Source organism: Candidatus Methanoperedens sp., assembly GCA_027460535.1.
Taxonomy (GTDB): domain Archaea; phylum Halobacteriota; class Methanosarcinia; order Methanosarcinales; family Methanoperedenaceae; genus Methanoperedens.
The window spans coordinates 257,362-273,111 of the sequence record JAPZAR010000027.1 but is presented as its reverse complement, the minus strand read 5'-3'; the positions used below and the strand labels follow the sequence as shown (position 1 = coordinate 273,111).

8 protein-coding genes are annotated in these 15,750 nt (G+C 42.0%); all 8 read right to left on the bottom strand.

Going from position 1 to position 15,750, the window contains the following annotated elements; translation table 11 throughout:
• Position 1 precedes the first annotated feature (1 nt).
• The 8 genes from O8C65_12760 to O8C65_12725 all read right to left on the bottom strand — a co-directional run bounded on the left by O8C65_12760 (position 2) and on the right by O8C65_12725 (position 15,666).
• On the bottom strand, positions 2-769 hold the full coding sequence (locus O8C65_12760; protein MCZ7357793.1) for an AAA family ATPase: 768 nt from the start codon (positions 767-769) through the stop codon (positions 2-4).
• A 58-nt stretch (positions 770-827) separates the two neighbouring features.
• Entirely contained in the window at positions 828-1,208 is a 381-nt protein-coding gene (locus tag O8C65_12755; protein MCZ7357792.1) for a hypothetical protein, read from the bottom strand.
• A gap of 12 nt (positions 1,209-1,220) precedes the next feature.
• Positions 1,221-2,225, bottom strand: coding sequence for a radical SAM protein (locus O8C65_12750; GenBank protein MCZ7357791.1), 1,005 nt, complete (start codon positions 2,223-2,225; stop codon positions 1,221-1,223).
• A 35-nt stretch (positions 2,226-2,260) separates the two neighbouring features.
• Positions 2,261-2,860, bottom strand: coding sequence for an endonuclease (locus O8C65_12745; GenBank protein ID MCZ7357790.1), 600 nt, complete (start codon positions 2,858-2,860; stop codon positions 2,261-2,263).
• Between the two features lie 225 nt (positions 2,861-3,085).
• A complete protein-coding gene (gene npdG / locus O8C65_12740) occupies positions 3,086-3,742 on the bottom strand; it encodes an NADPH-dependent F420 reductase (GenBank protein MCZ7357789.1) in 657 nt (218 codons plus the stop codon).
• Positions 3,739-4,662, bottom strand: a complete 924-nt coding sequence (aglJ, locus tag O8C65_12735; protein ID MCZ7357788.1) for an S-layer glycoprotein N-glycosyltransferase AglJ — start codon at positions 4,660-4,662, stop codon at positions 3,739-3,741. The genes npdG and aglJ overlap by 4 nt, the downstream gene beginning before the upstream one ends.
• 44 nt (positions 4,663-4,706) lie before the next feature.
• Positions 4,707-5,378 (bottom strand): bifunctional demethylmenaquinone methyltransferase/2-methoxy-6-polyprenyl-1,4-benzoquinol methylase UbiE, encoded by a 672-nt coding sequence (ubiE, locus tag O8C65_12730; GenBank protein ID MCZ7357787.1) that lies wholly within the window; start codon positions 5,376-5,378, stop codon positions 4,707-4,709.
• A gap of 202 nt (positions 5,379-5,580) precedes the next feature.
• Positions 5,581-15,666: a DUF2341 domain-containing protein gene (locus O8C65_12725; protein MCZ7357786.1), complete on the bottom strand. Its 10,086-nt coding sequence runs from the start codon at positions 15,664-15,666 to the stop codon at positions 5,581-5,583.
• Positions 15,667-15,750 lie beyond the last annotated feature (84 nt).

Genomic DNA, 15,750 nt, shown 5'->3' with positions numbered 1-15,750 from the left:
ATCATTTTGCGTTCGTGTTGAAAAGGCTTATCTCATCGTTCATCACGGTTTCGGTCGGATGGACAATGATACCCTTTTCCTGGATCTCATACGGATGCAGAGTTTCATCATGCTTGACGCCTCTCATCTTTAATATTTCTATTGCTCTGATGCGGCTCCCCCCCACCCTGAACACATGGAGCCTGACCACACCAGATGAAAGGTATTCTTCCACGCTGAACGCTTCCTTCCCGTATATCTCGCTTGTCATAAGGGTTGTGCAATCAAGATATTCCAGGTTTTTGATGAATTCGGAAACTATCTGCCTGACCTCTTCGGATTTCTCAGCGGACATTTTAAGCGATGTTATGGAATCGATAAATACCCTTTTTGCTTTTATTGCCTCTACATCCGTCTGGATTTGCTTGAAGATGTCACCGACATTTTTATTTGCAGCGATAATACTGACGGGGCCTTTGTCCTCTGTTTTCACGAACTTTGTGTATTTGAAGGGATTCGCATATATTATTTTGATTTTTTTCTGGGCTACCAGTTTCTCTATGTCCCAGCCGAATCTCCACGAGTCCCTGATTATCCTTGAAGGGGTTTCTTCCATCACCACAAGAACCCCGGGTTCGTTAAAATTCATCGCCCCCCCTACAAGGTACTGTACCCCGAACGTTGTTTTTCCTGCACCCGGGCCTCCGGTTATAAGGATTACATCGTTCTCGATGTAACCACCTTCGATTAGCTCATCTAGTCCAGGAATCGCAGTCTTTACTTTACCCATTCGTTTCTAACGAGAACATTATGAAAGTATCAATATATATAATTGACTGTAAAAAATATCAGGGATGCGCAAGGAATCTATTTTTTGTGTACTCATTGCGAACCAGCTCTTTTGCCGGGATATCCTCCTCTTTGCATTTTTCCTCTTTCCATGCTTCTATAGAGCGGAAAATAAAGAATACCCCGTCCCTGTCCTTCGATGCTTTGAGATTTTCGTCATCGGATTTTTCAAGGAATGTCCGGTATCCGTCCAGTACTTTCATCACAGGATAAAGGGTCTGAATATTAATGAAACTTCCGCTCTCTTTGCCTGTAAATTGCATGGGAGGACATTGTTTATCAGCATACGAACAGAATATGCAGCAGTCCCCAACTTTAGGTGTCATCTGCCGGAAGGCTTCGCGGCTCGAGTAACCGCACTTCGGGCAGTATGGCTTCATAAGAGATTTCAGTCATGTACAGGGTCTTGCCATATATATCCCATCCACCACCCTTTCCATCCTCACAAATACCTCGGCCCCGACCGGGATTCTTTCAGCGTTCACGATCGTGATAACCCTGTCATGCGCCACTGCAAGTTTCTCTCCCTTCATCCAGCCCGGGCCGACCACATTGACTTTCACTTTTTCATATCTCTTGAATACACGAGGCAGGGGCTTGCATTCAAAACTCCCGAAATCCTCTGGTTTCAGGATAAGCTTTGTTTCATATATCCTCTCCCATTTTTTGAGCTGCGAATAGAAGAATTCCCAGCCCATTCCCGTGATATCTGGTTTCCTTCCATACTTGTGGGGCAGGAATTTCTGGATCCCGAGAGCAGGCCATTTTTTTCCTGCGCCTATCCTGAGAGCGAACTCGATCAATCCGGGAATCTCGGCATCGTTAATACCTGGCAGCCAAACGGGCGCAATGAGAAGGTCGATGTCCGTGCTCCCGGCAATATATTCAGCGCTTTCGATGATCCTTTCTATGCTGTAACTTTCAGTACCCGCTATCCTTTTCGCGAGGTCAGGGTCAAGCGATTCGATGGATATATTGATGCGTGAAAGCCCTGCTGCATCCAGTTCATCTATGAGTTTTCTGTTCAGCAGAGTCCCATTGGTCTGCATGGAAACGGTGCTCACGTGCTTATTCCCCGATAACCTCTCCACAAGTTCCGAAAGTTTAGGGTACATAACAGGTTCCCCAACCGTGTCGATATGAGCTTCTATTTCATCTGTTTCCTTGTATGCTGCAGCCCATTCGAATGCGGAAACCAATTGCTCGAGGTCTACCATATACTCAGATATCCTCCGTCCCGAGCGTGGCCCGGCGTCCGTGGAACAGAAAATGCATGACAGAGGGCACTCACTTATTGGGCGGACCTGGAGCACATTCGTACCTCGGTCGATGATACCGAACGCGATGCAGCCAAAAAGAGGTATATTCCTTATGAGGATATTGTTACGTTTTGCCATTTTCTACCGGTTACCCAATAATATTTCAATCCTTTTTAGACGGGTTCATCAAATATGCACTCATCACATCGTTTTTTCCCGCAGAACTGCTTTCCGTACTCGACTATGAGGGCGTGGAATTCCTTGTACAGGGGAACTTCCTGCGGGATGGAATTTTCAAATATGGATTGCAATTTCATATAATCGCCTTCAACTCCCACGCACCTGCATAACCTCTTTGTGTATGCATCGATAACGAATTTCGGCTTGTCTGCAGCATACAAAATGATACTGTCCGCCGTCTCTTCTCCAATGCCGTTCAATGCAAGGAGAACATCCCTGAGTTCATCTTTCGGTTTTCGGAGTATATCGGGATTCTCCGAAAAAAATGCTGAAATATCCTTCAACCTTCTTGCCTTCTGCCTGTAAAATCCCGTGCACCTGACAAGTTCTTCCAGTTCTCCTGATTCAATCCTGGAGAGGGATTCAGCTTCGAGAAGCCCTCTATCCTTTAAATTCTTAATCGCCCTCTCGACGTTCTCCCACTTTGTCTGCTGTGTAAGTATGGCGCCTAAGACCACTTCAAAAGGAGTTTCAGCCGGCCACCAGTTCTTAGGACCGAGTTTGTCAAGTAATTTATTATATATATCTATCATAAAGGCCCCTTTATGACGTATAGGGGATGTGAAACATCCCCTTCCCGAGTCACGCCTCGGGAGGGCGTGTCCGGGTATGGCGTGCCATACCCGTCGTTTGATAAACCTTTTTCAAAGGTTTTTGATAAAACTTTCCTAAAGTTTTTCATAAAGGGTTACGCCCCTTTATGACGTATAGGGGATGTGAAACATCCCCTTCATTTGATAAAACTTTCCTAAAGTTTTTCATATGAACTTTACGCCAAGATCGGAGAGGTGGTTCCTGATCGCGAGGTTAATCAAAAAAGGCGTCAGGGACTCGATCATGTAAGACGAAGAAAGGCCTCCGCCGTCCAGGGGGCGCAGGTTCTTGATCTCCTTTGTCAGTTCCATCACAGTGCTCTTTGCATCTTCATCATCCCCGCATACCACGACATCATAATCAAGGCTCAATTCGATATTTGCCAGCTTCTTCGCGGATACATTATGGTATGCTGAAACCACTTTCACGCTCGCGGGAAGAATGTCTTTGATCTCAAGGGCCGCGCTTCCCTGCTTAGGTGGCGTGTATTCAAACCAGCGGTTCTTTTTCATGGGTACCACCAGTGAGATCACGATCTGGTCTTTAAAATAAGGCTTGAGATTTTTCAAGAGGTCTATTACGCCATGATACGGCACGGAAAGCACAACAACATCCACATCCTTAATTCCTACCTCGTTCGTGCATCCGGTAATTCCGCAGCAAACCATACTTTTGCTCAAAAGCGTGTCGGTATACTCACTCGCTGCGCTGACGGCCCTGTCGACTTCACGCGAACATAACGATATGTCGTGTTTTTCCGCCCACCGGAGTGCAAATCCCTCCCCGATGCTGCCTGTGCCTCCCAGTATTGCTATTTTCATAAATTCTCCTTTTCCTTCAGGACCTTGCGCATCATATGCATGTTCTCTTTGTGCACAGAAACGATCAGGTCGCTCAGGATTGCGAAAATGAACATCTGGATCCCTATCACAATGAGAAGCGTGGCAAGGATGGTCAGGGGTATATGAGTTATGTCTCTGAGCCATTCATCCACGACATAGATACCAACGGCCACGCCGATGATCAATAAGAATGCACCAATAATGTTAAAATAAAAAAGGGGATTGTGCGTCTTTGCGAGCAGGTATATAGTTGATGCTATCCTGAAGCCGTCCCTTAAAGGTTTGAGCTTTGTCGCCGCCCCGCTGGTTCTTGCCAGATAGGTTATCGGGACTTCGATCGTTCTTATATCTTTTTTTACACACTCGACCGTAATTTCCGTTTCGACCTCGAACCCTGTCCTGTTCAGTTCGATCTGTTTGACAGCTTTGCCTTTGAACGCCCTGTAACCTGAAAGTATATCTTGAAGCCAGACACCGTATGCAAATCCGAATATCTTGTTCAATATCTTGTTCCCGAAAAGGTTCAAGCGGGTGAATGCACCTTTCTGGTAATTCGCGAACCTGTTCCCTATAACGTGATCTGCAATGCCCGTGGTAACGGGTTCTAGAAGCTTATAAATCTCTTCCGGAAGATACGTCCCGTCGCCATCGATCATTACGATATATTTACTGGTGATGGACTGGAACGCCTGGCTCACAGCCTGTCCTTTTCCGGTGCCGCTCTGTATTATCACCCTGGCACCTGCGCTTTCCGCGTTCTTTGCGGTATTATCGGTGCTGTGACCGTCGATGACCAGGATATCAGAAAAACCCATGGATTTGAATTCTGTGACCAACCCACCTATTGCTTTTCCCTCGTTAAGGGCGGGAATTAATATGCAGACGTCCTGTTTATTCATTTTCTGTCCTTATTCTCTTGTCTATATTTAAGAGTTAGCGAGCCTTATTTGACTCCTGTGTAAACCGTGACTATTCCGAATGTGAGGTCGTAAAATCTTATATCTCTTAATCCTGAATCTTTCATGTATCCCGCGAACTCATTCCTGTTAGGGAAAGCCATGACAGAAGAAGGAAGGTAGCTGTACGGGCCCGTATTTTTCGATATCAACGCACCTATGAAAGGTAACATTTTCTGGAAATAGAGATAGTATGCCGCTCTGAAAACCCGGTTTTCAGGCTGGGAGAATTCCAGTATAACGACCTTCCCATCTTTCTTGACAACACGCCGCATCTCAGACAATGCCTTTTTTATATCAGCAACGTTCCTGATGCCAAAAGCAACGATAGCACCATCAAATGTTTCGTCCCTGAAGGAAAGGGTTTCGGCATCGTTCTGGATGCATTGGACTTTCTTATTATCCAGCTTTTTGAGTTTCAAGGTGCACAGTTGCACCATCTCTTTGCAGAAATCAGCAGATACGACCTCGCTCTTGTTCGAAACTTCGATTGCCACATCTCCGGTTCCCGAACATACATCCAGGATGAGACCTGGCGGCAATTTAGAAACTGCGAACCGCCGCCAGCGCATATCACGCCCCAGGCTCAACAGGTGATTGAGAAAATCATAGCGGCGTGAAATGCCAGCGAACATCTTCTGGATGTATTCTTTTTTCATAATATAAATAATGAGTAAATAAGGATATGGCGAAATGCTAAGCGTACATGCCGATCTAACTATAAATAATTCGTGTAGAAGCGAGAATGCACATCAATTCCTCAAAATTTTCAAAAGTGGAAAGAACCTGAAGAAAAAGGCGAAATGCTCGGTACGGAGCCATGGGGCTTACAGTAGCATATATTTTAAAAATTGAGCAAAACTAGTATCTGAGCTTTAAGATACCATTTTCAGTAAACAACTCCAATATCACATTGCCTGCCCTGTTTTCTTTCTGCTCTTTCTCTCCCTCCATTTTCACCTTTATTTCCGTTTCATCTTTCTTGGCATTGTACTTTGTCTCAGCTTTCAGGAGTTTATCGACTTCGATCTTCTGCTCCAATTCCTTGAACATGCCATTCTTCTCTTCAGAGTACTGAGCCTGTATCGTATTCTTTGCTGTCTCGATTATTGCTTCGCTGTTGTACTGCATGCTGACGATTTCGATCTTTGTTTCCTTTCCCTCCGTCTTGTGTTTTAAAACAAGCACAAGCGAGTTATCGGAAATATCTTTGAGCGTATACTGTCTCAGTTCCCAGCCTTTATCATCGGCCTTATCCTGTTCTTTCTTATCATTCTTTTCTTTCTTCGATGGCAATATGACGTAGCTTACCTCGCTTCCAGTTCCGTTGTTATACACATTGATATCCTTCGATGCCGTGTCGAACATGATGACCGCTTCTGCATGCGCCTCTTTTGGCAGTGTGCTACCAATTATGAAGTCAGTCGATGCTGAACCTGTATTTCCCGCCGAGTCCATTGCATATACAATTAGTCTATGGTTGCCGTTTGTCAGGTCTGTTAATAGACTACTTCCGCTGATCGTTACATTCTCTGCGCCGTCCAGGCTATAACCTGTCCACTCTATATCGCTTGTATCTTCTATGCTAAAGATCAGAGGTACTGAACTCGTTGTGTATTCAATATTCTGAGGCGAGGTTATTGTGATCAAAGGAGGCACATGATCCACTACATCAAAGTACTCTTCTCCAGAGGCGAGGAGTACAAGAGAATGACCTGGTATATCGGCATACACACCATATGCTACTGAGTGAATGCCAGACCAGCTTGTATTTAAAGTCCTGTTAACCTCTACCCTGTTCTCACCTTTTACAAATTCCCTGCTGAACTCAAAGCTGTCCTCAGCGCTATTGCCATACACCCACATCTTTACAGTGCCTGCGAAGTCCTTGTTCGCATCCACAAGCATTTTCATGTTCATGGTATCGCCGATATCATAGATTTCTTTATCCAGAGTGAACTCAAGTATCTTTGCTGAATAGCCGTCAACATCAAATGGATAGGATGAAGAGAAGTTTCCAAATGTATATTCGATGTAGTATGTGCCAGACTTAAGCTCAGGCAGGGTAAAGCTAATTACTGTAGAATCGCCTGCTGTCAATGACCTTGTGGTACTGAAGCCCGGTGCTGTCATGTTTAATGTACCGTCTCCGGTGACGTTGACAAACACATTTACAGTTTCACCTGTTAAGTATACCTGCTTGTCTGTATAAAGGGTTATACCGCTGTCATCTTTTGGCTTTTCATAGGCATACATGGAATTGATATAGAGAGATCTTCCCGAAGCCATGTAAACGCTGTAGAATATCTTATCTCCAGTGAAATGAACGGGAACATTAAAGGTCAAAGTCTCGCTGCCTGAGCCTGAGAGCTTGAAATAGGTGATATTATCATAGTCATTGAATTTCACTCTGGAGAATAAAGGCAAGTCAAAGTCCTGGTTGTTCTTAACAGGTAATGTTAAAACCGCAGTATCGCCTTCGTTATAAAAAGGCTTATCAAGCGCAGCTTCAACCGAAATGCTGGCGCCCTTGACAAAGAAGCTTCCTTCCTGCATGTCACCGTTAAAGCCATATAAGAATTTGTAGCTCTTTTCTTCAAGGTCTTCAGGCAGGATGAAGCTAAAGCTCAAGTTCTTCACTTCACCGGGCGCGACCCAGGAATTATTGTTATTCTCGTAGATGCCCGGGATAGTCAGGTTGAGTCCTGCTGTACCTTCCATACCTCCGGTGTTTAAAACACCAAAGCTCATAGTTACATTCTCCCCAAGCCTGTAGTTCAGGTTTGTGGGCGCGCTTGTTACTGTAAATTCAGGGCCGAGAACTTCAAACTCTCCAACTTTTTCCTCTATGATATTGCCATTGTGAAGCAGTCTTACAGTAGCATTGAACACGCCCGGGATTAATGTTGGAACTTTTAAAATCAGACTTCGTTTCTCACTGACATTGAGGACCAATAAACTATTATTTGAATAAAAGCCTGTGTCTATCTCAATATTTCCTGTAAAGTTGTTGGCACCCATATTAGAGACATTAACCACAACAGCAAGAATATTCCCGATTGCCTTCTCAGGAATCGTAGCATTCATTCCTGCAATATCCATCTTTGCAACTCTAAAGCTGACGTTTCCTGTCTCGAAGGGCGTTGTATAATTTAAAATATAATTGCCTTCAGAAAGATTAAAAATCAGGCTTCCTGAGAAGTTTCCACCCACAGGAAGATATACTGCTTTTTCAATTATTTTATCTTCAAGGCTGAAGTTTGCATTGAACTCTGTCTCCAAACTGCCAGTATTCTCAATATTGTAAGGCACCTCAAAATGTCCAGGGGAATATATTTCTGGTGATACCTTCAGGCTTGCATTTTCCCCGAATATTACGAATCGGGAAAGTGTGAGATCAACATCGCCAAGCAAAGTTATGTTGATTGTTTTATTCTTGTTTATAATAAAAGGAGTTTCTATTAGTTTACTCTCTCCTCCATGAATGCTTACATTGTAGATATTTCCTTCAACGTCCAGAGTCTCATTAATGACCAGTTTGCCGGGATTCTCAAGGAGAGCGGCAACAATAAATTCCCCTCTGCCAGCGACATCTGGCGAAGTGATGTTAACCACAAGAAGAGGCGCTTCAACCTCAACAGGCTGGGATATTTTAATATCACCAATGCCTGCATTGATATTAAATGAAGTATTAGAGGAATAAACCGAACTGAAACTTCTTGTTTCCCCAGCAGCGAGCAGGAAAGTTTCAGTGAGAAGTTCATTACCATCGGCATCCAGCACAAAATTTAGATTGGATGTAGGAGCATCTGCCCAGTTCTTGATCTCCCCGCTGATAACCACAGATTCCCCGGGTCTATAAACTTCTTTATCTGTTTCAAGCGATATTGTGGTATTTGTATCGAATACGTAAAAAGTGTAATTGGAAGAGCTTAATACCTGGCTGGAATTAGAATATAGCACTGCCTCCAGCACAAGCCTGCCAGTGGTTTTATTCAAAGCTGAAGCAATATTTACACTTACCGGAATGGTCATGCCTTCAGGTGGGATGTCAACGGGGATGGTGGTATTCCAGACGAAATAACTTTGGTTTGGATTTGTACTGGGGGGAACTGTAATTCTTTCAACAATACCTCGACTATTGCCTTCTTCTGGTAAATCATTCCAGCTATCTCCGTCTGTACCCCAGTTCATAACTGCGGCATTTTCTCCTACTCCATTATTGTTTGGCTCTCCTTGAGCCCAGTTTGTATAAGTTACAGGTTCTCCGCTAACCCATTCCCAATTCCCCTCTCCCTGTATGTCATTAAACCCTATCCAAAAATCCTCCTCTCCAAACTGATTTTTCAACCATAATTCCTCTTCTCTGTCATTTATAGTAACAAGATGCCCTCCCCATGTCACTGCCTGGGCTTCTGCTTCTGACCAATTCATGGACGTTATTATTTTATAATAGTGCTCGTTCGCAGGATTTTGTATCCAAACGTCCGCTGGTGGTGTTGGGAGGGGTGTATAAGTAGGTTCTGCCGTTGAGTATTCGCCTGGTAATGTCGGTTCATGTGAGGTATATTTACGAATCCTGACATTATCTACATAGCGGGGCGCAGATTCATATCCTGCAAGGTCTATTTTTAACTTTCCTAAGTATGAACTTGCTGGATAATCGTCTGTGACCAATGAAACGCCATTTAAGTCAGTGTATTTGAATTTATAGTTCCCCCCTTCTGCAAATAAAGTTATATTTCCTTTGTTTGGATTAGAGGCAGGAATATTATATTCATTCCCACAGTTATTACCAATACTTATTCCATCAACTCCATCTTGATCGAATCTTAACGCACCTTGTGCATTATTACCATTCCATTTGAGATGAAAGTCCCAGCACCCACTATTCGCGATTGAAACTTTTTCAACATCTACTGTTACTGCCAGATTTCCTGAAAACTGTTGTAAAGTCTCTATAAAATCACAATTGCTTGTTGATTTAACTCTTCCTTGCTCGACAGTTATTGTATTGCCATCACATATATCACCTGAAACCCATGTATCATTCAGATTACCATTCTCGAAATCATCAAAAAACACAAATGTGGCTTTTCCATTACTTGAACTCGTTGCGACTGGATTCTCATACCACATTCTTATGGTCGTGCTTCCACTCGCAGGTATGCTCGTGACATTCACCCAGATTTTGGCGCGTTTGTTTGCATAATCCCAGCTTTCAATCCAGTAGCTCAACTCAGCACCGTTTGCATCTGTGAACCTGATGTCTGCGCCGCTGTTCTGCACATTTGTTGGGAAACTGCTGCCGTTGAGACTAACTGGCACCTGGTAAGCGCTCAACGCACCGCCTGTGTTGTTTATCGTTATATCTGCATAAAACTGCCAGGTACTGCCACCGGAGTTGGAGAGCGCGGCGGTGAGTGTTGGGGTTGATGTCGATCCATAGTACGTAGATCTCACAGTTTCATGATCCGTATTGGGGAGACTTGTTCCTATTGTTGTTGTTCTTGCAACACTATTGAGCCATCCGATAACTTCGTAGTCATTGACCCATATACTCTGCCACGAATTAAAGATGTTTGTTGATGCAGAAATAGAACTTACATGCTCTGGAAGCATAGAAGAAGGTATTTCTGCAGTAAATCCCAATCCTCCGGGTACATTGACATGGGAATAACCCATATCGATATTGAATGATGGTTTATAGAATACTACTGTCCTCTCGTTTGGAGGCTCTACTCTAATGATAACGGAGAAGTTGTATGTAACTCCAGTTTCGATTCGTTGTTTATCGAACTCAATCATGACATTATTTTCCCTTTCAACGACGTTGCGTACAGGGGCATCAGTGATGAATGTACCGGGAACAATAGATGCATTTACTCCCCAACCGACTCCGGGCCAGATATTACCATTAACCCACATAAAGTCAGTATCCTCAAAAGTAACATTAAACATCGCAAGCTGATAGCCAGTTGAACTAAATTCTGTCTGGTTCATCCATCTACCCATGTTGACATTCAAGTATTTCGATTCTGGATAATTAACATCAAAACCCGTGCTAAAACCATCGTTTTCCTGTATGACTTGGTCAGGAGGAAATATCCAGTCCACTGATGTCTCATTCCATGTTGCATACTGCTGCGATCCGACATTCGTAATATTATCTGCTCGCACGCTGAACCTGAGACCAGACAGAATTGTGTCGCTGGAATCGTCGATATTGTTCATATAAATATGATAATTAAAATTGCGATAATACCAACCGCTACTCAATGTGTCATTATCAACTTGTACTATGAAATTCTTGTTGAGTCCGATGTCAGCGGATGCTGAATATGGGATTGGAGTAACTATTTTATCAGGAGAATATATCCTGAGATTCAGCGTACCATTAATGTTAGTCTTATTGAGATTTGTAAGATTTGAAAGTGACTCAATAACATTATCAGTTAAATAAATTCTTCGATCATTTGAGACTTTTACATCTCCTTCAACCCCATTTACATGCACCTGTTTTTTCAAGTAATCCCATGTTCCGGTTCTTGAATTCTTATAAGTCAAAGCAAAGATATAGTTTCCATTTTTCAGACCCGAATGAAGTGGTAAATTAACATTACTTGAAACATTTGCCAAAACCGTGATACTGCCGTTTGTAGAGTTGTAGTAGCCATTTCCATTCAAAGTAAGAGTATAATTTACAGTAGTATCCACGCCTCCGGTATTCTCTATGTTTACGCTCAAGTTTTCTCCTGCGGACACATTGAGGACTTCAAACGATGCTTTCAGGTTAGACTCAGGTATATTAAAAGTGAAGGCTTTAGAGAATGTATTATTGAGGGCAAGTGTGACATTTACAGGATAGTTTCCAAGTGTTAAATTATCTGGCAGTGTCAGATTTAGATCATTTGTTAAAGTCTTGCCCGGCTGAATTTCGAACGATTCATTTTTTGAGAAATTGGCATCAGGTATCGAGATGTTCACGGAAAGATTCTGGTAAAATAACCCTTTATTAACTATGCTTAAAACTGCACCGAGATCATCTCTTATTCGATAAGATGGCTTATCGAAATTAAGTGTAATGATGTCGGAATTTTGCAGAGGTATTTCACCTTTTATGTCCAGTTTTTCTTGATTCAACGAGTATTTTAATACATATTTCCCGAAGTCAATTTCATTCACAGGAACATCTATGGAGTATATGACGCTCTGATTTATCGAAATATTGAGAAACGTGCTGTTGCTGAAAATAGCATTTCCAGCAGGATTCAATAATGTTATATTCAGCCTGCTATCAGATGCATTTCCTAATCCAATGTTGGTTATATTGAAGAAAAAGGTGTTGATTGCCCCTGGAACTATCATCTCAGGCTTTGAAATATTAATTTTTAAATAAGCAGATCCAACCTCAAAATATGTTGAGCCGTATCCGATCTTTTCGTTATTCCTGAAGACCTCAACGTTTATCACATGAAAACCTGATTTTGATTTATTTGGAAGAGAATAATTAAAATATAATGATTTTGTTTCATATGAGGAAAGGTTCAAATCAGTAGTATTTTCAAAAATAATACTATTATCCGGATCAAGAATCTTGAAATTGGCAGATAAGTTATAATCAGAGCCTTGCTTATTAATGAAGTCTGAAAATATAAAAACCTCATCTCCTTTCCCGTACTGGCTCATATCAGTTCGCAATTCAACATCAACAAGCGGATTAAAAACCCATACTCCTTTTTCACTCGATGCAATTGAACCTGAATGGAACCACTGGTTTTCATAGTTAGCGCCCTGCCTGTAAAGCCCGAAATAAAAGCTCGTGGACAACATGATATCATATGTATAGGTAAACTCCCCAACAGAATGAGGAGGTACTGAAATGTCGCGCAATGCGGTGTAATATCTCCAGAAGAGACCTCCCTGTTCATGACCGCCTATAGCGATATTTCCTTTGAATTCAGTTTCTTCATCATTTCGCACATATATGCGGAATAATATCTCAGACCCTTTTGCAGCTTTTTCAGGCGCATTTGCCCATATCTGGAGTTTACTGCCCTGATTCGTAAAGCCGGATGGATTGGATTTGAATTTTGAAACTGAAAAGCTGGCTGCGTCAAATTCTTCCTGCACCATCGCTCCTGATTCATTGCTCAGCAAGTAATCGATAGTGTAAATTCCAAGTTTAGAAGGCGCAATGTAGGTGAAGTTAACAGGCACGGTATCCCATGATGCTATAAAAACAGAAGCATTGACTGTCCCGACAAATTTTCTTTCAGGATCGATCAATCTCAAGCTCACATTGCTGACATTTGAATCCAATCTATTTGTAACATTTACAGTTATGTTAACCATGTCAGAAGGCGCATAATCTACAAGTTCCACAGGATTTTTCGCCCAGGTCACAACGTCCCTGATAAGATTCATTCCATCATTTGTGGCTCCTGATGTGCCATATGCCCAATCATCATACATTGCTGACGCAACGACATGCCCTCTTCCATAGTCGTACATTATCATTGCAGGCATACCGTTTTTAGTTCTTGTGAGCAGTATTTTGGAATTATTAGGCCATTTTGTGAAGTAACCATCAATGTTGATGCTCGGCGTGGTTGATTCCTGACCAGAGAGTACAGAATGATAAGTGTTCAGAGAAACCGACTGGTATTGACAGCTCTGATCCTCGTTCCACCCATATCCCGAAACCTCCCCGCCCGGCAGCGCATTGAACTCATATCCGTTCTGGCTCGTAAGCGCTACAAGCGTGCCTCCGTTATCGACAAAGTCTGCAAGCTTCTTCCTGAAAGTTGGAGAACTATCAAGACCGGTGAGACCTGCTGAGCCGACGAGCAGCACTTTGAGATCATTAAGCTCGCGGTATGGCTCATTAAGGATTGTGAGATCTGGTTTGACAATGGCAGTGCTGATGTTATATTTGCCCAGCACATGACCCATTCCCTCTCCCCATCCGGTCTTGAGGATGCCTGTGCTGGATTCGGTGTCAACAAGCCAGGGTGTGGGGTAGTTGGAACCGGAGATTATGAAGCTGTCGTCGGGGTGGTCGGCGATGTGGTCAGTGGCAGGGGTTCCATCGTATAATTCATATGTGCATGAGAAGCCGTTGGCATCTCCTTTGATTGTCATATCAAGGTCGTGCGATGCTCCATTGTTTGTTACAACGATAGGATATTCTTGGGATTCTTGACCGATAGGAATGTTTACTTGCTGACCATTAACTCCGTCAATTACAGTCCATTGACCGGCATTATTGATGACTGTACTAAGAGTTATGGGCAGTTTTGCTGAAGGAATCCCTTCATTTTTAACTTTTATATGATGAGTCTGAGTTTGACCATCTGGAATATTATAAAATGGATGGTCTATTTTTATTGTACAGGTAGAGGTTTTAAATTTAAACTCATATGATGGACCTTCGTTTCCATTCTTATCCCCATCAATACTTTTACTCACAGTATCCTTGCCATCCACTTTCACAGTATACTCAGTTGCTGGTCGGAGTTCTACAGTTGGTTCGAAAACCAGATTTCTATTATTATTGCTCCAACTGAAAGTTCCAGCAATGTTGGGAGAAATTGATAGAGATATCGAATTTTTATCCATTTCTTCATCAAATGTTATTTTAATATCTGCATCAACAGGAACATTGATTTCATTTGAATCTGGATATGTATTTTTTATTTGAGGTGGAAAGTTATCCACTCTTTTTTCGATATTATCTACATCATCCTTCCCACTTATATCCCGTGCATCTACCCATATCCAATAGACGTCATCAGGAAACTTAGCTTCCTGATTATTTTGGGCATCATCCGTTTCGCTTCCGCTCAATTTTTGCTTTGTATTCCAAAATTTGTTTTCATAAGGAGTGTTTGTTACCCAATAAATATATTTAGAACTAGTAGATCCACTATCATAAATTAAATCAAGGTTATAACCAGATATTTTATCAAATTCAATATTGTATGTCCAATCCTGATTGATTTGATATGTATTGGAATTCTGAATAAGATATCCAATCTTGTAAACACCCACTGTTTGACTGCCTCCACTAATTGAGTCCTTAGCATCTGCTTTGATGTCAACTTTGCCATAAATTGAATTTCCAAGAGCATTACCACTCCCTTGTTCTACTATCTCAATATTATTGATTTTGGGTTTTGAAGTATCTGAAAAAGATTGTAATCCCCCAATCCTTAATGGATTTAATCCCCCTTCGTTTTCTTCAAAATGTAGATGATCTCCTGCCGAGGTGCCCAGATTTCCATTTGAATCTGGATAATCTCTGGTTACTGCAATAGGTTGAGTAATTGGAACATAAAAAATCTTATCTGATTCATAGAGAGTTGGTAAACCTTTTTTGAGTAATCCAGAATTAGCGGCTACAATTTCCACGTCATTTTTATGACTCGAATCAGTTTGTATTTTTATCGATGTTCCAATATGATATTCCTCTTCACTTCCATCCGATAAAACCTCTACAAAATCTTTATAAATATATTCTTTAATATGTTGATATTTGAAATTGCCTATTGTGATATATGAGTTTTTATCAGCACTAATCGATACTTTTGTAACTTTGCCAGTTTCTACAGAATATACTTCTGTACCTTCAGCTCCTCCAATATCAATTCCCGTATGCAAATGTTTAGGAGGTCCAGTCCTATACTCTCCAAGAACAGCAGTTATTGGATGAGCATTCTTAATAGGCCAGTCATAACCGTAGGCATTTCCAGAACTTAATAGAATAATCGTAAATATCAAAAATAAAATATATATTATTTTAGGAAATCTTTTAGTTACGATTTTCCTATAATTTTTAGATATCATTAACTTCAAACTTAATTTCATCGACCCCTTATTTCCTCCCATCATCTCAGCCCCCCGCATACCCATCCCGCGCCCCAGCCCCGCGCATAATATTGCCATCACCCTTATTCTTAAGCTTACGCCCACTGAGTATGTTATTAGTTACCGTTATTACCACCATAATCCACTGCACGGCTCGCTCTT

Bases quoted from the DNA above. Each gene is read 5' to 3' on its own strand.
- O8C65_12760 (MCZ7357793.1), bottom strand. From the start codon at position 769: ATGGGTAAAGTAAAGACTGCGATTCCTGGACTAGATGAGCTAATCGAA.
- O8C65_12755 (MCZ7357792.1), bottom strand. From the start codon at position 1,208: ATGAAGCCATACTGCCCGAAGTGCGGTTACTCGAGCCGCGAAGCCTTC.
- O8C65_12750 (MCZ7357791.1), bottom strand. From the start codon at position 2,225: ATGGCAAAACGTAACAATATCCTCATAAGGAATATACCTCTTTTTGGC.
- O8C65_12745 (MCZ7357790.1), bottom strand. From the start codon at position 2,860: ATGATAGATATATATAATAAATTACTTGACAAACTCGGTCCTAAGAAC.
- npdG (MCZ7357789.1), bottom strand. From the start codon at position 3,742: ATGAAAATAGCAATACTGGGAGGCACAGGCAGCATCGGGGAGGGATTT.
- aglJ (MCZ7357788.1), bottom strand. From the start codon at position 4,662: ATGAATAAACAGGACGTCTGCATATTAATTCCCGCCCTTAACGAGGGA.
- ubiE (MCZ7357787.1), bottom strand. From the start codon at position 5,378: ATGAAAAAAGAATACATCCAGAAGATGTTCGCTGGCATTTCACGCCGC.
- O8C65_12725 (MCZ7357786.1), bottom strand. From the start codon at position 15,666: ATGGCAATATTATGCGCGGGGCTGGGGCGCGGGATGGGTATGCGGGGG.